Genomic DNA, 18,116 nt, shown 5'->3' with positions numbered 1-18,116 from the left:
AACTGTCAGGGTCGGTTCCCTACCGGCGGCGGTCGCGGCGGGCGGACATGGGTTGGAAGGCGACGCCAACATGGGCCTCGCAATAGGGTTTGCCCTGTTGCACGGTCAGCCCGCAGAACCAGAAGTCATCCGTGGCGGGATCACCAACAGGCCATTTGCAGGTCCGTTCGGTCAACTGCATCACCGTAAGCTTCTTGGCCTTCTTTTCGACCTCGCGCACCGAAGCGAGCGCTTCGGGGCTAATTTCATTTGCAGAGGGCTGCGGCGGCAGCGGTTTGCCCGCAGTCACAACCAGTTTGGGGCGCGGGATGATTTTCGCCGGCTCCAAAGTGGTGGGTTTGGGGTCGGGGGTCGAGGCCGCGACCTTGGGCTTTTCGGGCGCCTTGGGCTTGGCCGGTGCCTTTTCCTTGGCGGTTTTTGCGGGCGACGCGCCGCCGGAGCGATTGGACAGGCCCAGGCGATGCACTTTGCCGATCACGGCGTTGCGGGTCACGCCGCCAAGCTCCTTGGCGATTTGGGACGCGGATTTGCCCTCGCCCCACATTTTTTTCAGAACGTCTACGCGGTCTTCTGTCCAGGACATGTGTGTGCCTTCTGCTTGAATCGAGAAGCCGCCCCGTGACGGAGCGGCGTGTTGCTCTATATTTTAAGGGTGGTGGGCGGCGGATACAAGGCTCTTGCGTTCGCCGGAGGTTTGCGGCTAAGTCGCGGCCATGATCAAGACCGCACATATCACCGTATTGCGACGCCGACGCTAAGACCGTCCGCGATTGATCCCGCCTGGGCTTTGCCAGGCACCCGTTTTCTGAAATTGACACCACCTTCGAATATCCTGACAGTCAGGACTTCGTTTTATGCGTAAAGGAACACGCTCATGATCCCGTCCATTATGCCGACCTACGGCCGCGCCAAGATGACTTTTGAAAAAGGCGAAGGCAGCTGGCTGATCGAGCGAGACGGGACGCGCTACCTTGATTTCGGCGGCGGGATTGCCGTGACGGGATTGGGCCACGCGCATCCTGATCTGGTTCGGGTCGTGCAAGATCAGGCGGCGTCTTTGTGGCATACGTCGAACTTGTACAACATTCCCGCGCAGCAAGAGCTGGCCGACAAGTTGGTGGCGGAGACCTTTGCCGATACCTGTTTCTTCACCAACTCAGGCGCGGAAGCCATGGAATGCGCGTTGAAAACGGCGCGGAAATATTGGTCCAGCAAGGGCCAGCCGGAGCGGGTGAATATCATCACCTTTACCGGCTCGTTTCACGGGCGGACGCTGGCCACGATCTCGGCCGCGGCGTCTGAGAAGTTGACCGACGGGTTTGGTCCGTTATTGCCCGGGATTATCAACCTTGAGACGGGTGATCATGACGCTTTGACAGCCGCGATGGACGACACTATTGCCGCTGTCGTTGTGGAGCCGGTACAGGGCGAGGGCGGGATCATCCCGCTGCCCGACGCCTGCCTGAAGGGGCTGCGTGACCTGTGCGACCTGACTGGCGCGCTGATGATTTGTGATGAAATTCAATGCGGTATGGGGCGGACGGGCAAACTGTTTGCCCATGAATGGGCGGGCGTGACGCCTGACATTATGGCCGTGGCCAAGGGCATCGGGAACGGGTTTCCGTTGGGCGCTTGCTTGGCGACGGAAGACGCCGCAAGCGGCATGACGGCGGGCTCGCACGGCTCGACCTATGGCGGCAACCCGTTGGCCTGTTCCGTGGGATCGGCGGTGATGGACCATATCGCGGATGAGGAATTTTTGGCGGAGGTGAGCCGCAAGGCCGGTCTGATGCGGCAGAAACTGGAAGGGCTGGTGGCCTCCCACCCTGACATCTTCGAGCTGGTGCGTGGGGCAGGCTTGATGATTGGCTTGAAATGCAAGGTGCCCAATATGGACGTGATCGCGGCGGGGTATGAGCAAGAGATTTTGTCCATCCCCGGTGGTGACAATGTGATCAGGATTTTGCCTGCTCTCAACATCGGCGATGACGAGATTGCGGAAGGTGTGGCGCGGTTGGACCGGGCGGCGACTGCGTTGGAGGCGGCGTTGTGAAGCATTTTCTGGACATTCACACGACCTCTCCCGCTGATCTGCGCAAGATCATCGACACGGGCAGGATCATCAAAGAGGCGCGGGCGGGCAAGCCCAAAGGCGCGCTGGATCAGGACACGCCGCTGAAGGACCATGTGGTGGCGCTGATCTTTGAAAAGCCCTCCACCCGGACGCGCGTATCATTTGACGTGGGCGTGCGGCAAATGGGCGGCTCCACCATGGTTTTGTCGGGCGCCGATATGCAACTGGGGCATGGCGAGACGATTGCCGACACCGCGCAGGTGCTGTCGCGCTACGTGGATCTGATCATGATGCGGACCTTTGAAGAAGACACCCTGCTGGAGATGGCGGAACACGCCACGGTGCCGGTGATCAACGGGCTGACCAACCGCACGCATCCCTGCCAGATCATGGCCGATATCCTGACATTTGAGGAACATAACGGCCCGATCAAAGGCAAGAAGGTGGTGTGGTCCGGCGACGGCAACAACGTCTTTGCCAGCTTCGCCCATGCCGCCAAACAGTTCGAGTTTGATCTGGTGTTCACGGGGCCTCCGCCGTTGGACCCTGAGGCGTCATTGGACGGGCTTTATACGACAGTGCGCGATCCGCATGAGGCCGTGGACGGCGCGGATTTGGTGGTGACGGACACCTGGGTGTCGATGCATGACCCGCAATCGGCGCGGGAACGTCGGCACAACCAATTGCGCGGCTATCAGGTGAACCGGGCGCTGATGGACAGCGCCAAGCCGGACGCGTTGTTTATGCATTGCCTGCCCGCGCACCGCGATGACGAGGCGACGTCCGAGGTGATGGACGGGCCGAATTCCGTGATCTTTGACGAGGCGGAAAACCGGCTGCACGCGCAAAAGGCGGTGATGAAGTGGTGCTTGGAGAGTTGAACTCCGCATGACGATCTATTTTTACGCGCAAACCGACGCCTATTCCGAATTTTCCAACTTTGCGCCCTATGGTGTGGCCATGGATGGGGTCTGGTGGCCCACCGTGGAGCATTACTTCCAGGCGCAGAAATTCGGGGATTCCGGATATGCCGAGAAAATTCGCAAGGCCAATAAGCCCAAGGATGCCAAGGCCTTGGGCATGACCCGTGCCCTGCCGGTGCGCCCGGATTGGGAAGACATCAAGGACGCGATTATGCTGGACGCCGTGGAAGTGAAGTTTCGCACGCATGAAGTGCCGCGGGACTTGCTGCTGGGCACTGGCAATCAGCAGATCGTCGAAAATGCCCCAATGGACGCCTATTGGGGCTGCGGGCCGGACGGGCAGGGGCTTAACAAGCTGGGAAAAATCCTCATGGTGGTCAGAGACCGGCTGAGGGAGAAAATGCCATGATCGAAGAACCGCCACGGCTGACAGTTAATTCCAATCGGAAGAGACCCACGGCGGCGCAGATTGCGGCGTTTCAGGGGGTGCCCACGGGATTTGTTGTGGACGCGATGCATGGCAAGGGCGCGTTGTCGGGGACAATTGCGCCGATTGGCTTTGGGCGTGACATTGACTGCGTGGCGGCTGGGCCTGCGTTTACGGCAGACAACCGGCCCTCGGACATTATGGGGACTTTGGCGGCGCTGAATTTTTTGCAAGATGGCGACGTGATGGTCGCCGGGTTTGCCGGGTTTCAGGGCTGCGCCTCGGCTGGCGATCGGGTGTCGCAGATGATCAAGAATAGGGGCGGCGCAGGCTATGTGACCGACGGGCCGATGCGCGATTACGCGGGGGTCGTCGAGGTGGGGCTGCCGTGCTGGTGCACAGGGCTGACGCCGAACTCGCCCTATGCCTCTGGGCCCGCAACTGTGGGGCTGCCGGTCGATATTGGCGGCGTGCGGGTGGAGACTGGCGACATGATCGTGGCGGATCGCGACGGCGTCGTTGTCGTGCCATTTGCCCGGATTGATGCGGTGATTGCGGCGCTCGGCTCGGTCCGTGCCGCCGAGGAAGCGTTGGATGCCGAGCTGTCCGCTGACCTGACCCTTCCGTCTGGCATTATGCAGATCATCGAGGGCGACGACGTGTCTTACGTGTAAAGACGTATGAAACAGTTCGCGCGGCGCGTACGGCGTCACCGTGCCATTGGATCAAATATTTCACGTAAAAACAGCTGTGTAACAGGTTTGTTAGATGAGTGATCCTTTCGCGCATTGCCGCGTATCCCTTATCACATGCCGATTGGGCATGGGGACATTTAGGGAGACAAACTCATGAAAACTCTGATCAAGGCCGCCGCCATTGCCGCCGCAACCGCTGGCGCCGCGCAGGCGGCCACCATCGCCGAAATCGCCTCGGGCGATGAGCGGTTCACGACGCTTGTGGCCGCCGTCAGCGCCGCCGGGCTTGTTGATACGCTGAACAGCGAAGGCCCGTTCACCGTGTTTGCGCCTGTAAACGACGCGTTTGCCGCGTTGCCGGAGGGGACTGTGGAAACGCTGCTGAAACCTGAGAACAAAGGCCAGCTGACCGACGTGCTGCTGTACCATGTGGACGACCGCAACCTGACCGCTGAAAAAATCCCGGGCGGGTCGAACTATTTCAAGCCGGTTCTGGCCTCTGAGCGTCTGTGCATTACCAAGGATGCCTCCGGCGTGTCGATCGCAGATGGCACCGGCGAGTCGGCCAATGTGGTGATTGCCAACATCCAGGCCAGCAACGGCGTGATTCATGTGATCGACAAAGTGCTGCTGCCCGGCACGCGTCCAGCGTGCCATTGATAAAAGCGGCTACCCGCCCGGCCTAGCCACTAAAGCGCCACTGAAGCATTGGGCGGCGGGGGGCCGCGCATGATGCGTGTGCCCCCCTCCTGGGCCTCCCCCTTAGGGGGAGGAAAGCCTTGGCTGGCCGACCCAGCCAGATGGACCGCCGCGCCTTCGGGTTTGCGGCGGTTTTCGCATATTTTTGCCAAGATGAAACGGCTTACGGCGTCATGATGATGCAGGTGGTGGAGCCTGTGGCGTAGAGTTTTTGGTCGCTGACACCCACGACTTGGCCCGTTGAGACACCGGTGGAGCGGCCAGCGTGCTCGGTGGTACCGATGCAGTCGACCTGCATGCCTTCGGGGATCGGACGGATGATGTTGAGTTTGAGCTCCAGCGTTGTGTAGAGCGATCCCTTGGGCACCTTCGTCATGATCGCGCAGGCCATGGCACTGTCGAGGATGGTGGCGTACCAGCCGCCATGAATTGTGCCGACGGGGTTCATGTGGTCGAACGCAGGCGTGCCGCGGAAGGTGACCGATCCGTCCTCGACGGCGTGCAGCTGGAAGCCCAGCGTTTGCGCGATGGGGGCGGAGGGGATTTTGCCCTCCAGAATGGCGCGCATGAAGTCGAAGCCGGACAAGGACAGTACAGTGTCGCGGTCGGGCAGCTCTGCGGCATTGTTTGCAAAGAAAATATCGGTCAATTTGTGCCTGCCTCCTATGGTCGGGGAGACGTTAGGAGGCAGGCACATGCTGCGCAAGCAGCATATCTCAGGCGATGGGCCACGTGTGGGTCACGCGACTTGAGCAAGCTCCACCTGAGGGGATAGGCCAAGCGCGACGCAGACGTCGCGGGTCAGTTCGGGGCGGTTGAGAGTGTAGAAGTGCAAGTGATCCACGCCGCCTTCCATCAGATCGGTGCACAGCTCGGTCGCGATTGCCGTTGAGAGCAGGTCAGCGCGGCCGTCACGGATGGCAGCAGCATAGGCTTCCTCCAGCCAGGTAGGGATTTGCGCGCCGCAGCGGGCGGCGAATTTGCGGGTGCCGGCCCAGTTTTCAATGGGCAGGATGCCTGGCAGGATTGGCTTGTCGATCCCGGCTTTGACGCAGGCATCGCGGAACCGGAAAAAGGTGTCGGCCTCGAAGAAGAACTGCGTGATGGCGGCGTCGGCGCCTGCATCAAATTTGGCCTTGAGGTAGTCGATATCTTGCGCGGTGTTGATCGCCTCAGGGTGCGGGTCCGGGTAGGCACCCACCCGTAGCGTGAAATTGCCGGTGTTTTTCAGGGCGGAGATCAGTTCCACCGAGGATTTGAACCCGTCTTTGGTGGGTTGGAACAGCCCGCCGCCCGGCGCATCGCCGCGCAGGGCAACGATATCGGTGACGCCTGCATCGGCGTAGCGCTGCGCGATCTGCAGCGTCTCGGCCTTGGTGGCATCGACGCAAGTCAGATGCGCGGCAACCTTCAGGCCGGTGGATTTTCGGATGGTGGTCACCGCCTCATGGGTCAGCTGCCGCGTGGTGCCGCCTGCGCCGTAGGTTACCGAGACAAATTCCGGCGCGTAAGGGGCCAGCACATTGAGCGTGTCCCAGAGCCGGAAGGAGCCTGCGAGGTCCTTTGGCGGGAAGAATTCGTAGGAAACGGTGGGGGCGGGCATTGCGGAGATTCCTTTCAAAGGTCTGTCAGGGTTGTCCCACAGGCCGCTTTGTGAAACAAATTCATAACATTCAAGATAAACATGAGGTTCATGTGCATATCGAATTTCGCCACCTGCGCACCGTCAAAGCCATCCATGAATGCGGCGGGTTGGCCAAGGCGGCAGACCAGCTCAACATCACCCAGTCGGCGTTGAGCCATCAGATCAAAGGGCTGGAGGACCAGGCGGGGGTTGAGCTGTTTATCCGCCGCTCAAAGCCGATGAAGCTGTCGCCTGCCGGGATGAAGCTGCTGCGCGCCGCGGAACGCATATTGCCGGAAGTCGCGGCGCTGCAGGAGGAGTTCCTGTCGCTCAGGATGGGCAAAACTGGGCGGCTGCATATCGCGATTGAGTGTCACGCCTGCTTTGAATGGCTGTTTCCGGTGCTCGAAGGGTTCCGCCAAAGCTGGCCCGATATTGATGTCGATATCCGGCCCGGCTTGTCGTTTGACGGGCTGCCTGCGCTGATGCGCGAAGAGGTGGATTTGGTTGTCTCGTCCGACCCTGAGGATCTGCCGGGCGTCGATTTTACGCCGCTGTTTGACTATGAGCCGGTTTTTGTGGCCTCAAGCGCCAACCCTTTGGCACAGAAAGACTTTATTGAGGCGGAGGACCTGAAGGACCAGATGCTGATCACCTACCCGGTGGACCGCACGCGGCTGGATGTGTTTACCGAATTGCTGATCCCCGCAGGCGTCGAGCCGCGCGCGATGCGGCAGGTGGAGTTGACGGCTGTGATCTTGCTGTTGGTGGCCTCCAACAGGGGCGTTGCGGTTCTGCCCGACTGGGTTGTGCGGGAGGTGCGGTATAACTCGGACTATGTGACGCGGCCCTTGACCAAAGGGGGCAAGACCAAGCGGCTTTACGCGGCCACCCGCAGCGAGGACACGCATAAGCCGTTCATGTCCAACGTGATCCGGCTGGCGCGGACCGAGCCCGTGAAGCTGCAGCGCACAGGCTAAGCCGCGCGCGCTGTCCGGTTCTCGCGGAAGATGATGTAGAGGCCAGCGGCGATGGTGATGGCGATGCCCAATTGGGCCAACCCGTTGGGCCAGTCGCGGAAGATCAGGTAGCCGATCACCGTGGCGACGGGAATTTCAAGATATTGCATGGGTGCCAGCGTTGCTGAGGGCGCGAAGCGCAGCGACCATGTCATTAAGAGATGCGCGAACGTGCCCAGTGAGCCGATCAGCAAAAGCAGCATCAGTTCACTTTGCGACGGGGTGACGATGGCCAAGGCCCCGCCCATCATGCCGCCAAAGAGCGGGTAGAGTGCGCCGAGGATCACGCAGGCCATGACGCCGGACACCGCTTGCATCGAAATCGGGTCAACATCCTTGGCCACCTGCCGTGTGACCAGCATGAACAGCGCAAAGACTACCGCGACCAGCAGGGGCAAAAGCGCAGGCGCGCCCACGGCGGCGAAGCTGGGCTGGATCACAAAAAGTGTGCCGATGAAGCCCACGATGCAGGCGATGAGGCGGCGGGGGCCGACCTCCTCGCCCAGCACGTATTTGCCCAAGAGCAGCATGATGAAGGGCATAACGAAGGCAATGGCCACCGTGTCGGCCAGCGGCATGTAGCGCAGCGCGGTGAACATCGCGCCAATGCCCACAATGTGCAGCACCGTGCGCAGCGCGGTCAGCTTGAGCACGCGGGCAGACATGGCGAAGCTGCGCGCCGTGAAGAGGACTAACGGGATCAGCAGGAGTGCCTGCACGCCGAAGCGTGTCAGCAGCAATTGGCCAAGCGGGATGGTTTCGCCCAAGAGCTTGGCCAAAGCATCGCCCATGGGCGCGAGCACGCAAAAGCCCAGCATCAAAAGAATGCCGAGCGACGGGCGGTCTGCTGTTGTGGTTTGCGTCATAGGTAAGAGGTTATGCCCTAAATTGGCGACCCGCAATGGGTGCTCTCCCGGCCTGCTTTGACGTCGGGGGCGTGGGTTGACCAGCATGCACCGAGGCTGTTGGCCCCGGAAATTTTTGGCGGGGGTTCACATTCCCCGCCGCACCGCCTATGGGTCGCGCTGATCTTTTCACGGAGTCTCTGACATGCAAGGCAGCGCCAATCTCAACATCATGGTGAAAGCCGCCCGGGCGGCGGGCCGGTCCCTGGTGAAGGACTTCCGCGAGGTGGAAAACCTGCAGGTCTCGATGAAGGGCGCGGGGGATTTCGTCTCGAAGGCCGACATTGCCGCCGAGGCGATCCTGAAAGAAGAGCTGATGGGCGCGCGTCCGACTTATGGCTGGCTGGGCGAGGAAAGCGCGGAGGAAGAGGGCAAGGACCCGACGCGCCGCTGGATCGTCGACCCGCTGGATGGCACCACCAACTTTCTGCACGGCATGCCGCATTGGGCGGTTTCGATTGCGTTGGAGCATAAGGGCGAGATCGTTTCTGCGGTGGTCTACGACCCCGCCAAGGACGAGATGTTTTTTGCCGAAAAGGGGCAGGGCTGCTGGCTAAACGACAAGACGCGTTTGCGCGTCTCGGGCCGGTCGCGGATGATTGAAAGCGTGTTTGCCACGGGCGTGCCATTTGGCGGCGGCAAATATTTGCCCGCCACCTTGCAGGACCTTGCGGGGCTGATGCCCGAATGCGCCGGCGTACGCCGCTGGGGTGCTGCGGCGCTGGATTTGGCCTATGTCGCGGCCGGCCGTTATGACGGTTATTGGGAACGCGGGCTGCATATCTGGGACATTGCGGGCGGCGTGTTGCTGGTTAAGGAAGCTGGCGGCTTTGTGGAGCCGATCCGCGAGGGGCAGAACCTTTTGGAGGACGGCCACCTGATCTGCGCCAACCCCGATATTTTCCCGGCGTTTTCCAAAGTGATCCGCGCGCGCGACTAAATTGTGCGGCTGCGCCGCGCATGATGTTTTTGCGCTGTCGCGCAGACTTGGGGCGCTGCCCCAAACCCCGGAGTATTTTCAACCAGTTGGAGGGGTCAGGGTGAGCGTGGCCGCCCCGGCTTGCATTGTGCCCTTGGCGCGGTCAAAACGCAGATAGGCGAGGGCCTGGTTGCCCGCAACCGTGTGCAGCGTGCCGACGGGTTTGCCATCTGCCGTGATCTCGGTGCCTTGCGCCGCGGAGCCGTCAAGGGTGACTTTTGCAAGACCTTTGCGCAGCTCTGTCTTGTGTTTCATGCGGGCGGTGACCTCCTGGCCGACATAGCAGCCCTTTTTGAAATCGACGCCATTCAGCCGCTCGAACCCCATTTCAAGGATGTAGCTGGCATCCGGGATCAGTTCCGCGCCTGAGGCGGGGATTTGGTGGGTGACATAGAGGGATGCCCAATCGGTCTGCGGGGTGTCGCCTGATGGGCCATAGGCGCGCCAACCCAGCGCGGGATGTCTGGGATCAGCGAAACCGCCGTCCGGGGCGGGGCCAGTGCCGCCGGTCACGGCAATATCGGCGGGGGTGACGTCCACCTTGGCGCGCAGGCGGTACATGGTCAGGCGTTTCAGAAGCGCGGGCGCGAGCGTGTCGGCCACGTCGATCAAGATCGCCTCGGGCTGGGGGGCCAGAAAGAAATCGGCCAGATATTTGCCCTGCGGCGACAAAAGGGCGGCGTAGACCAGCCCGTCTGAGAGCTTGTCCACATCATTGGTCACCAGCCCTTGCAGGAAGGGGATACGGTCCTCGCCCGTGACGGTGAGGATTTGGCGGTGCTCGATCAGTTCGCCGGTCAAAATTTGCTCTCCCGCTTTGGGTGTGGGTGACATATAGGAGGTCGGGACCGCCGCCAACAGGGGCAACATGGCCGCAAGACTATCCATCATCATCCCAACCTTGAACGCCGAGGCCGATTTGCCCGCGACACTGGACGCTCTGTTGCCGGGCGTGGCGCAGGGGGTGATCCGGGAGCTGATCGTCACGGATGGGGGCAGTCAGGACGCCACGGTTATCCTGGCTGATGATGCAGGGGCCGAGATTGTGACCGGCCGCGCAGGCCGGGGCGGGCAGCTTGCGCGCGGCGCGGCCACGGCGCGCGGGGACTGGCTGTTGTTTGTCCATGCTGACACGCATTTGCCGCCGGGTTGGGTCGGCGCGGTCTGCACCCATATGGACCGCTGTGAGGGCGCGGCAGTGTTTCGGCTGTCTTTCCGCGCAAGCGGGATCATGGCACGGGTCACGGCGGGCTGGGCAAATCTGCGCACAAGGCTGTTCGGTCTGCCATATGGCGATCAGGGGCTGCTGATCTCGCGCGGGCTTTATGACGCGGTTGGCGGGTTTGCCGACCTCGCGTTGATGGAGGATGTGGCCATGGCCCGGGCCCTGAAGGGGCGCATCACGGTGCTGGATGAAACCGTCACCACCGACGCAGGCCGCTACGTTGCAGGGGGCTGGCTGCGGCGCGGTACCCGCAATTTGTGGACACTGACACGCTATCTTGCAGGGGCTGACCCAAAGCAGCTGGCCGCGCGTTATCACAAACGGTGATTGTACCTGTCACATGTCTGCGATTGACCCCGGCCAGGGGCCAGCCTACCTCTGGTCGCATTGTTGGAAAGGACCTCTGCGATGACGTTGAACCATGGCCGCCATACCCTCGCCATTCCGGGCCCCTCGATCATGCCGGACCGGGTGCTGCAGGCCATGCACCGCGCCGCGCCCAACATCTATACTGGCGAGTTGATTGATCTGGCGGCCACGTTGGTGCCAGACCTCAAGACGATTGCCCGCACCAAGCACAAGGTCGCAATGTATATCGGCAATGGCCACGCCGCTTGGGAGGCATCGCTGGTCAATGTGCTGGCCCCCGGTGATACGGCCTTGGTGCCTGCCACGGGCAATTTTTCGCATGGCTGGGCCGGTATGGCTGAGCGGCTGGGGATCACTACTCAGGTCATTGAGTTCGGACGGCGGTCGGCCTTGGAACCGGCTTTGGTGGCCGAGGCGTTGGACGCTGACAAAGGCCATAAGATCAAAGCGGTGCTGTGCGTGCAGACGGACACTGCGACCTCGGCCAAATCGGATGTGGCGGCCTTGCGCGCTGCGATGGATGCCACCGGCCACCCGGCGCTGCTGATGGTCGATTGCATCGCCTGCCTTGGCTGCGACGAGATGCAGATGGACGATTGGGGCGTCGACGTGATGGTGGCGGGCTGCCAGAAGGGGCTGATGACCCCGCCGGGCATGTCTTTCGTGTTCTTCAACGACAAAGCTGCCGAGATCCGCGCCAAAATGGAACGCGTGTCGAGCTATTGGGACTGGACCCCACGCGCCGACCCAGAGCAGTTCTACCAATATTGGTGTGGCACTGCGCCGACCCATCACTTGTATGGCTTGCGCGTGGCGCTGGACATGATTGTGCATGAGGAAGGGCTGGAGGCCGTTTGGGCGCGCCACGCGACGCTGGCCCGCGCGGTTTGGGCCGCGTTTGAGGCCTGGGAAGTGGGCGGTCCTTTGGAGCTGAACTTGGCGAACCGGGCCATCCGGTCAAACGCCGTGACGTCAGTCCGCATTGGGGCGCCGACGGGCACGCAGCTGCGCAATTGGCTGACGGAGCAGGCGGGCGTCACGCTGGGCATCGGTTTGGGCATGGCCACAGAGGAGGACCCGCAATCAGACGGGTTCTTCCGCGTGGGCCATATGGGGCATCTCAATTCCCACATGCTGCTTGGCACGCTGGGCAGCATTCAGGCCGGGCTCAATGCCCTCCAGATCCCGCATGGCGGCGGCGCATTGGAGGCGGCGGCGCAGGTCTGTGCAGCCGGTGCCGACGACACTGCTGATTTGACCGTTGGCGCGTCAGGAAGTTGCTGCGGCTAGTCCGCGCGTGGCAGCAGCCCGATCGCAAGGCGGATCACGCCCGCCCCGAGCAGGGCCGCAAGATACCCGAAGCTGGCCCAAAGCGCGACCAGCCCCATGAACAGCACCAGCCCGGCCGACCACAGAAAGGCTGTGGTGTAATTCTCGACGCGGCCCGCCGGGCGTCTGGGTTGGTACTCTCTCATAGCGTCGATGTTAGCGGGATTTTCGGGTTAGGGAAGGGCGCTCAGGGCCTTGGGAAGGGCGGCTGCGAATATGTCCAGATCGGCCTCTGGCCCGCAGCTGATGCGGATGCAGCGGTCTTGCGGGGCCACGAAGGGCATGCGCACGAAGACGCCTTGCTGGATCAGCGCGGCCAGCACCGCGCGGGCATGGTCTCCGTCTTTGCCGCAATCAATCGCGACAAAGTTGGTGGCGGAGGGCAGCGGGGTCAGCCCGTTTTCTTGCGCAATCAATGAGATACGGTCGCGCGCGGCGGCGACTTTGGCCTGCACATCCGCCAGATAGCCTTGGTCTTGCAGCGCGGCCAAGGCCCCGGCCTGGCTGATGCGGCACATGCCGAAATGGTTGCGGATCTTGTTGAAGGCGTCGATCAGCCCGGCCTCGCCAATCGAGTACCCCACCCGCGCGCCGGCCATGCCGTAGCCCTTGGAAAACGTGCGCATGCGGATCACATTTGCGTTCGAGGTGTCAATCGGCGGCGAGACGCTGCCCGGTGCCAGCTCTACATAGGCCTCGTCCAGTACCAGCAGGCAGCCCTCGGGCACCGCGTCGATCATGTGCTGCACGGCGGCGGGGTCATGCCAGCTGCCCATCGGGTTGTCGGGGTTGGCGAAGTAGATCAGCTTGGCGTTGGTTTCGCGCGCCATGGCGAGCAGGCTGTCCGGGTCCTCTTTGTCGTCCACGTAAGGCACTTTGTGCAGCGCGCCGCCAAAACCTGCGACATGGTAGTTGAACGTCGGGTAGGCCCCGTCGCTTGTGACGACGGCGTCGCCCGGACCGATAAGCAAGCGGACCAGGTACCCCAGCAGGCAGTCGATGCCTTCGCCAATCATCACGTTGGCAGGGTCCACGTCGTGATGGGCCGCCACTGCGTGGCGCAGGTCATGGCTTTCCGGATCGCCATACATCCAAACCTCGCTGGCGGCCTTTTGCATCGCGGCGATCGCCTTGGGGGAGGGGCCGAAGATGCTCTCATTGGCGCCAAGTCTTGCGTCGAATGCCGCGCCTCGGGCGCGTTCGTGAGCCTCGGGGCCGACAAAAGGGACTGAGGCGGGCAAAGATTGGGCGAGCGGGGTGTATCTGGAGCCTGTCATGGCCGCGATCAAACCAGAAGCGCTGGGCAACGCAAGCTTGAAATGAGCCCGGGTAACGCCCACATGCAAATCACTCGCAACTAAGGGGGCCAACATCATGCCCAACCTCACCCGTCGCGGCTTTATCGCGGCCACCGTCGCCGCAGGCTCGGTCCGAGCGCTGCCGCAGATCGCCAAAGCCCCGCCTGCGCGGCGCATCCTGACGTTGGTCTATGATAAGTCCGTTGGCGCAGTGCGCGCCGTGGAGCGGGTCGTAAGGTAACGCTGGCCTCACGGCCCGCGCGCTTCTACGCTGCAAGGCATGAGCCTTGTAACTACCGAGATTGCCGACCGCATCGCCGTGGTCACCTTGAACCGACCTGATAAGTTGAACGCTATCAGCCTCGATATGCTGGACGCGGTGATCGACGCCGCCCATGCGTTGAAAGGCGCAGATATTGGTTGTGTGGTGCTGGCTGGCGCGGGGCGCGCGTTTTGCGCGGGCATCGACATCATGTCGCTCTCCAGCCTGCTGGGGCAGGACATGGAGGAGGTGTTGGTCAAACGCACCCATGGCGACACCAACCGGTTTCAGGAATTCGCGCTTGCCTGGCGGGACCTCGACGTTCCGGTCATTGCAGCGTTGCACGGCGCGTGTTTCGGGGCGGGGCTGCAGCTGGCCTTGGGGGCCGATATTCGGGTGGCTGCGCCCGACGCGAAACTGTCCGTGATGGAGATGAAATGGGGGCTGGTCCCCGATATGGGCGGCATGGTGTTGCTGCCGCCGCTGGTGCGCGGCGACATCCTGCGCCGCCTGACCTACACGGCCGAGATCATCGACGCGGCCCAAGCGCTGGACTGGGGGTTGGTGACCGAAATAGCGGATGATCCACTGGCGCAGGCCATGGAGCTGGCCATCCGGATTGCAGGTCAAAGTCCCAGCGCCATCCGCGCGGCGAAGCGGTTGATCGGGGAGGCGGAAACCGAGGGACGCGCCGATGTGCTGATGTCGGAATCGGTAGAACAAGCCGCCTTGATCGGAACACCCGACCAAATGGCCGCAATCGCGCGCGGCATTGCAAAGAAATAGGCGACCAGAGTTGCCCCCGGCCGCCTTGGTAAAGATCGCATTCAATGCGGTCTCCATCCGGTCCGGTCATCGGCTCTCCAGCCTGTACCGGATCTTCTGATTAACGCCATCTCGTTTCCATTTGGTTAAAAATACTCATATCGAAGCGCTTACCGCAGGCGTGAGAATTGAGTATTTGAAAACCAAATGGAAACAGGGGTTTATCCCAGTTCAGCCAACCGCGCGAGGGCGGCTTTCAACTTGCCTTCTTCCTCTTCGCGGGCGGCGAGGTTTTCTTTGGCTTCGGCCACCACCTCGTCAGGCGCGGAGGCCACGAATTTGGGGTTGTTCAACCGGCCACGCAAACCGCCGAGCTCTTTGGCGAGTTTTGCTAAGCTCTTCTCCAACCTCGCTTTTTCGGCGCTGACGTCGACAATGCCGGCCAGCGGCAGGGCGAAGTTGCCGCCCGCCACTGGGATGGAAACGGAGCCCTTCGGAGCCTCGCCGGTGCTGACCTCACCCAACCGCGCGAGCTTCTTGATCAGCGCTTCGTTATTGGCGAAAGCGGTTTGGCCCGCGTCGTCCAGATCAACCTGCACCAGCGGCACTTCCAGCGAGGCAGGCACGTTCATTTCGCCGCGGGCGGAGCGGACGGATTCGATCAACGTGATGACCCAGTTCATTTCGCGGTCGGCGTTTTCGTCAACCAAATCAGAGGCTTGGTAGGTGGGCCAGTCGGTGACGGCCAGCAGCTCGTCGCGCTTGTAGGTCTCTCCCCACAGCTCTTCGGTGATGAAGGGCATGGTGGGGTGCAGCATGATCATGCATTGGTCCAGAACCCAGCTCATGACCTCCCGCGTCTCGGCCTTTTGCGCGTCAGTGCCGTCGTAAAACAAGGGCTTGGACAGTTCGACATACCAGTCGCAGACCTTGCCCCAGACGAACTTGTACAACGCGTCGGCGGCGTCGTTGAAGCGGTAGGCCTCAAGCGCCGCATCCACCGTTTCGCGGACCTTGGCGGTCTCCCCGATGATCCATTTGTTAACGGTCTGAGTGATGTGCACATCGCGTACACCATCCGTACACACCCCGTACTGACGCGCGCCATCAGCGAAGCATTCGTTAAGCTCTGCAAAACGCACGGCGTTCCACAGTTTGGTGCCGAAATTGCGGTAGCCCGCGATGCGCTGGGTGTCGAGTTTCAGCACGCCCCCAAGCGAGGCCATGGCCGCGTTTGTGAAGCGCAGCGCGTCGGCGCCGAACTCGTCGATGATGTCGAGCGGGTCCACCACGTTGCCGGTGGATTTCGACATCTTCTTGCCCTTGGCGTCGCGGACGAGACCGTGGAGGTAGACGGTGTCGAATGGGACCTGATCGACGACGGCCAGCTGCATCATCATCATGCGGGCGACCCAGAAGAACAGGATGTCCTGGCCGGTGATCAGCGTCGAGGTCGGGAAGTATTTTTTGTATTCGTCGGTTTCCTCGGGCCAGCCGAGCGTGCCGATGGGCCAAAGGCCGGAGGAAAACCATGTGTCGAGGACGTCGGGGTCGCGCAAAAGAGTATATATCCATCGACCGTTGGCTAGTTTTTGCGGCGCAATTAGCGTTCTAAGCAGTATGTCAGGCGTCACGCGTAACCCGGACTTTTCATCAATTGGAAGTGTTTCACCCGAAATTTCTTCGTATTGCTTCGCGTTGTCGGGACTGAAAAAGTCAAAGAAGTAGATATTTTCTGGTTCTTCGCCCAACCTTGATGCGACGGTTTTGCGTGCCAAGTTTTCCGCTTCGCAGCGCGACACTGCGCAGAATTTCATTTTCTGATTGTCACGGTATACAAATCCTTCGTTCTGATTTGCTTTTGGCACGACTTCGCCGTTGATGTATTCGAAATCTCCAGCATACCAAACCGGGATCTGATGACCCCACCACAGCTGCCGTGAAATACACCAAGGCTCGATGTTTTCCAGCCAGTGGAAATACACCTTCTTGTCGCCCTCGGGCATGATCCGGGTGCGGCCATCATTGACCGCGTCCAGCGCGGGCTGGACGATTTGGGACGTGTCGACGAACCATTGATCCGTCAGCATCGGCTCGATCACCACCTTCGAGCGATCGCCGAAGGGCTGCATGATCGGTTTGCTCTCGACATAGGGCTCAAGGCGGGAGCTTTCTTGGCCGTCTTCCTCGTCAATGACAGGTACGGAGTGCATGACGGCGAGGCCTTCGTCGGTGATGTCTTGAACGACAGCCTTACGCGCCTCGAACCGATCCAAGCCGCGATAGGCCTCAGGCACCAAGTTCATCGCGGCGATCACGGACTCGTCCGGCATTGGCACGTCGCCATTGGCGATTTTCTGTGCGGCTTCGGCTTCCTCCGCATAGGGTTTGCCGTCGGCGCGCATCGCGCCTTTGGTGTCCATCAGCGAATACATCGGGATGCCGCCGCGCTTGGCGACCTCATAGTCGTTGAAGTCATGCGCGCCGGTGATTTTGACGGCACCCGAGCCGAACGTCATATCGGGATATTCATCCGTGATGATCGGGATCAGGCGGCGATGCTCTTTCGGGCCGACGGGGATTTCGCAGAGCTTGCCGACAATAGGCGCGTAGCGCGCGTCTTCGGGATGGACGGCAACCGCGCCGTCGCCGAGCATGGTTTCGGGGCGGGTCGTGGCGATGGAGATGTAGTCGCGGGTCTCGCGCAGGGTGACGTTCCCATCCTCATCCTTCTCGACATATTCATAGGTTTCGCCGCCCGCCAACGGGTATTTGAAGTGCCACATATGGCCCGGCGTCTCGATGTTCTCGACCTCCAGATCGGAGATCGCCGTCTCGAAATGCGGGTCCCAATTGACCAGCCGCTTGCCGCGGTAGATCAAGCCCTTGTTGTACATCTCGACAAAGACCTTGATGACGGCGTCGTGGAAATTGCCTTCGTTTCCGTCAGGCGCACCCGGGGCGCCGGACATGGTGAAGGCCTCGCGGGAATAGTCGCAGGACGCGCCCAGCCGCTTGAGCTGGTTGATGATGGTGCCGCCGCTTTCGGCCTTCCAGTCCCAGACCTTTTCAAGGAACTTTTCGCGCCCCATCTCGGTGCGCTTGGGCTGCTGGGTTTCCATCAGCTGGCGCTCCACCACCATCTGGGTGGCGATGCCCGCGTGGTCGGTGCCCGGCTGCCACAGCGTGTCGAAGCCGCGCATCCGGTGCCAGCGGATCAGAATGTCCTGCAACGTGTTGTTGAAGGCGTGGCCCATGTGCAAAACGCCCGTCACATTGGGGGGTGGGATCATGATGCAGAAGGTCTCGGACCGGCTCGCATTTGCGCCGGCCTTGAAGCAGCCCGCTTTTTCCCAAGCCGCCGACAGCCGCGCCTCGGCCTCGGCCGCATTGAATGTCTTTTCCATCGCCATGTCAGAATATCCCAATCCGCTTTGCGCACGGTCTACCCAATGGGCTGGCGGAGGGGAAGGCGGTTGGGACCGGGATTTTGAGTATTTGGGCCAAAACGAAACCCGTATAC

General features: G+C 61.5%; 19 protein-coding genes. 11 read left to right on the top strand and 8 right to left on the bottom strand.

Annotated features, from left to right (window positions below; translation table 11 throughout):
* Positions 1 to 19: 19 nt before the first annotated feature.
* Complete coding sequence (locus Q0899_RS07715; protein ID WP_298296932.1) at positions 20 to 583, bottom strand: GcrA family cell cycle regulator; 564 nt, start codon at positions 581 to 583, stop codon at positions 20 to 22.
* 291 nt (positions 584 to 874) lie between these two features.
* On the opposite strand from Q0899_RS07715, the gene Q0899_RS07710 reads away from it, so the two are divergent.
* The 5 genes from Q0899_RS07710 to Q0899_RS07690 all read left to right on the top strand — a co-directional run bounded on the left by Q0899_RS07710 (position 875) and on the right by Q0899_RS07690 (position 4,779).
* Complete coding sequence (locus Q0899_RS07710) at positions 875 to 2,053, top strand: aspartate aminotransferase family protein (RefSeq protein ID WP_298296935.1); 1,179 nt, start codon at positions 875 to 877, stop codon at positions 2,051 to 2,053.
* Positions 2,050 to 2,955: an ornithine carbamoyltransferase gene (gene argF, locus Q0899_RS07705; protein ID WP_299191955.1), complete on the top strand. Its 906-nt coding sequence runs from the start codon at positions 2,050 to 2,052 to the stop codon at positions 2,953 to 2,955. The genes Q0899_RS07710 and argF overlap by 4 nt, the downstream gene beginning before the upstream one ends.
* Positions 2,956 to 2,962: 7 nt before the next feature.
* On the top strand, positions 2,963 to 3,406 hold the full coding sequence (locus tag Q0899_RS07700) for an NADAR family protein (RefSeq protein WP_298296940.1): 444 nt from the start codon (positions 2,963 to 2,965) through the stop codon (positions 3,404 to 3,406).
* A complete protein-coding gene (locus tag Q0899_RS07695; protein WP_299191952.1) occupies positions 3,403 to 4,098 on the top strand; it encodes an RraA family protein in 696 nt (231 codons plus the stop codon). The genes Q0899_RS07700 and Q0899_RS07695 overlap by 4 nt, the downstream gene beginning before the upstream one ends.
* A 174-nt stretch (positions 4,099 to 4,272) precedes the next feature.
* Entirely contained in the window at positions 4,273 to 4,779 is a 507-nt protein-coding gene (locus Q0899_RS07690; protein ID WP_298356352.1) for a fasciclin domain-containing protein, read from the top strand.
* A gap of 202 nt (positions 4,780 to 4,981) precedes the next feature.
* On the opposite strand, the gene Q0899_RS07685 is transcribed toward Q0899_RS07690, so the two are convergent.
* Together Q0899_RS07685 and metF are read right to left on the bottom strand one after the other, a co-directional pair.
* Complete coding sequence (locus Q0899_RS07685) at positions 4,982 to 5,458, bottom strand: PaaI family thioesterase (RefSeq protein WP_298297773.1); 477 nt, start codon at positions 5,456 to 5,458, stop codon at positions 4,982 to 4,984.
* A gap of 99 nt (positions 5,459 to 5,557) precedes the next feature.
* The gene (gene metF / locus Q0899_RS07680; RefSeq protein WP_299191950.1) at positions 5,558 to 6,421 is read right to left on the bottom strand and encodes a methylenetetrahydrofolate reductase [NAD(P)H]; all 864 of its coding nucleotides are present in this window, start codon (positions 6,419 to 6,421) and stop codon (positions 5,558 to 5,560) included.
* 92 nt (positions 6,422 to 6,513) lie between these two features.
* On the opposite strand from metF, the gene Q0899_RS07675 reads away from it, so the two are divergent.
* Positions 6,514 to 7,422, top strand: coding sequence for a LysR family transcriptional regulator (locus tag Q0899_RS07675; RefSeq protein ID WP_298356358.1), 909 nt, complete (start codon positions 6,514 to 6,516; stop codon positions 7,420 to 7,422).
* On the opposite strand, the gene Q0899_RS07670 is transcribed toward Q0899_RS07675, so the two are convergent.
* Positions 7,419 to 8,327 carry a DMT family transporter gene (locus Q0899_RS07670; protein ID WP_299191947.1) on the bottom strand — a complete coding sequence of 303 codons (909 nt, stop codon included), beginning with the start codon at positions 8,325 to 8,327 and terminating at the stop codon, positions 7,419 to 7,421. The two genes, Q0899_RS07675 and Q0899_RS07670, sit on opposite strands and share 4 nt — an antisense overlap.
* 184 nt (positions 8,328 to 8,511) lie before the next feature.
* On the opposite strand from Q0899_RS07670, the gene Q0899_RS07665 reads away from it, so the two are divergent.
* Positions 8,512 to 9,306: an inositol monophosphatase family protein gene (locus tag Q0899_RS07665; RefSeq protein WP_298296956.1), complete on the top strand. Its 795-nt coding sequence runs from the start codon at positions 8,512 to 8,514 to the stop codon at positions 9,304 to 9,306.
* A gap of 78 nt (positions 9,307 to 9,384) precedes the next feature.
* Here the strand turns inward: Q0899_RS07665 and Q0899_RS07660 are convergent, their stop codons facing one another.
* Positions 9,385 to 10,146, bottom strand: coding sequence for a folate-binding protein (locus tag Q0899_RS07660; protein WP_299191945.1), 762 nt, complete (start codon positions 10,144 to 10,146; stop codon positions 9,385 to 9,387).
* A gap of 67 nt (positions 10,147 to 10,213) precedes the next feature.
* Between Q0899_RS07660 and Q0899_RS07655 the strand changes: the two genes are divergently transcribed.
* A complete protein-coding gene (locus tag Q0899_RS07655) occupies positions 10,214 to 10,897 on the top strand; it encodes a TIGR04283 family arsenosugar biosynthesis glycosyltransferase (RefSeq protein ID WP_299191943.1) in 684 nt (227 codons plus the stop codon).
* A gap of 81 nt (positions 10,898 to 10,978) precedes the next feature.
* Positions 10,979 to 12,229 (top strand): aminotransferase class V-fold PLP-dependent enzyme, encoded by a 1,251-nt coding sequence (locus Q0899_RS07650; RefSeq protein ID WP_299191941.1) that lies wholly within the window; start codon positions 10,979 to 10,981, stop codon positions 12,227 to 12,229.
* Here Q0899_RS07650 and Q0899_RS07645 read toward each other — a convergent pair.
* Positions 12,226 to 12,414: a hypothetical protein gene (locus Q0899_RS07645; protein ID WP_298296967.1), complete on the bottom strand. Its 189-nt coding sequence runs from the start codon at positions 12,412 to 12,414 to the stop codon at positions 12,226 to 12,228. The two genes, Q0899_RS07650 and Q0899_RS07645, sit on opposite strands and share 4 nt — an antisense overlap.
* 27 nt (positions 12,415 to 12,441) lie before the next feature.
* Positions 12,442 to 13,545, bottom strand: coding sequence for a pyridoxal phosphate-dependent aminotransferase (locus tag Q0899_RS07640; protein ID WP_299191939.1), 1,104 nt, complete (start codon positions 13,543 to 13,545; stop codon positions 12,442 to 12,444).
* Between the two features lie 97 nt (positions 13,546 to 13,642).
* On the opposite strand from Q0899_RS07640, the gene Q0899_RS07635 reads away from it, so the two are divergent.
* Both Q0899_RS07635 and Q0899_RS07630 read left to right on the top strand, forming a co-directional pair.
* A complete protein-coding gene (locus Q0899_RS07635; protein WP_299191937.1) occupies positions 13,643 to 13,807 on the top strand; it encodes a Tat pathway signal protein in 165 nt (54 codons plus the stop codon).
* 39 nt (positions 13,808 to 13,846) lie between these two features.
* A complete protein-coding gene (locus Q0899_RS07630; RefSeq protein WP_299191935.1) occupies positions 13,847 to 14,614 on the top strand; it encodes a crotonase/enoyl-CoA hydratase family protein in 768 nt (255 codons plus the stop codon).
* Positions 14,615 to 14,814: 200 nt separating this feature from the next.
* On the opposite strand, the gene Q0899_RS07625 is transcribed toward Q0899_RS07630, so the two are convergent.
* On the bottom strand, positions 14,815 to 18,006 hold the full coding sequence (locus Q0899_RS07625; RefSeq protein WP_299191933.1) for a valine--tRNA ligase: 3,192 nt from the start codon (positions 18,004 to 18,006) through the stop codon (positions 14,815 to 14,817).
* Positions 18,007 to 18,116 lie beyond the last annotated feature (110 nt).

Source organism: uncultured Litoreibacter sp. (assembly GCF_947501785.1).
Taxonomy (GTDB): Bacteria; Pseudomonadota; Alphaproteobacteria; order Rhodobacterales; family Rhodobacteraceae; genus Litoreibacter.
Note: the sequence above shows the minus strand (reverse complement) of the source record. Positions and strands in the feature narration are given on the sequence as shown.

Excerpts from the sequence above, each read along its gene's own strand:
- Q0899_RS07655 (WP_299191943.1), top strand. The coding sequence starts at position 10,214 with ATGGCCGCAAGACTATCCATCATCATCCCAACCTTGAACGCCGAGGCC.
- Q0899_RS07715 (WP_298296932.1), bottom strand. The coding sequence starts at position 583 with ATGTCCTGGACAGAAGACCGCGTAGACGTTCTGAAAAAAATGTGGGGC.
- Q0899_RS07670 (WP_299191947.1), bottom strand. The coding sequence starts at position 8,327 with ATGACGCAAACCACAACAGCAGACCGCCCGTCGCTCGGCATTCTTTTG.
- Q0899_RS07695 (WP_299191952.1), top strand. The coding sequence starts at position 3,403 with ATGATCGAAGAACCGCCACGGCTGACAGTTAATTCCAATCGGAAGAGA.
- Q0899_RS07635 (WP_299191937.1), top strand. The coding sequence starts at position 13,643 with ATGCCCAACCTCACCCGTCGCGGCTTTATCGCGGCCACCGTCGCCGCA.
- Q0899_RS07640 (WP_299191939.1), bottom strand. The coding sequence starts at position 13,545 with ATGACAGGCTCCAGATACACCCCGCTCGCCCAATCTTTGCCCGCCTCA.
- Q0899_RS07710 (WP_298296935.1), top strand. The coding sequence starts at position 875 with ATGATCCCGTCCATTATGCCGACCTACGGCCGCGCCAAGATGACTTTT.
- Q0899_RS07630 (WP_299191935.1), top strand. The coding sequence starts at position 13,847 with ATGAGCCTTGTAACTACCGAGATTGCCGACCGCATCGCCGTGGTCACC.
- Q0899_RS07700 (WP_298296940.1), top strand. The coding sequence starts at position 2,963 with ATGACGATCTATTTTTACGCGCAAACCGACGCCTATTCCGAATTTTCC.
- metF (WP_299191950.1), bottom strand. The coding sequence starts at position 6,421 with ATGCCCGCCCCCACCGTTTCCTACGAATTCTTCCCGCCAAAGGACCTC.
- Q0899_RS07625 (WP_299191933.1), bottom strand. The coding sequence starts at position 18,006 with ATGGCGATGGAAAAGACATTCAATGCGGCCGAGGCCGAGGCGCGGCTG.
- Q0899_RS07650 (WP_299191941.1), top strand. The coding sequence starts at position 10,979 with ATGACGTTGAACCATGGCCGCCATACCCTCGCCATTCCGGGCCCCTCG.
- Q0899_RS07665 (WP_298296956.1), top strand. The coding sequence starts at position 8,512 with ATGCAAGGCAGCGCCAATCTCAACATCATGGTGAAAGCCGCCCGGGCG.
- Q0899_RS07690 (WP_298356352.1), top strand. The coding sequence starts at position 4,273 with ATGAAAACTCTGATCAAGGCCGCCGCCATTGCCGCCGCAACCGCTGGC.
- Q0899_RS07645 (WP_298296967.1), bottom strand. The coding sequence starts at position 12,414 with ATGAGAGAGTACCAACCCAGACGCCCGGCGGGCCGCGTCGAGAATTAC.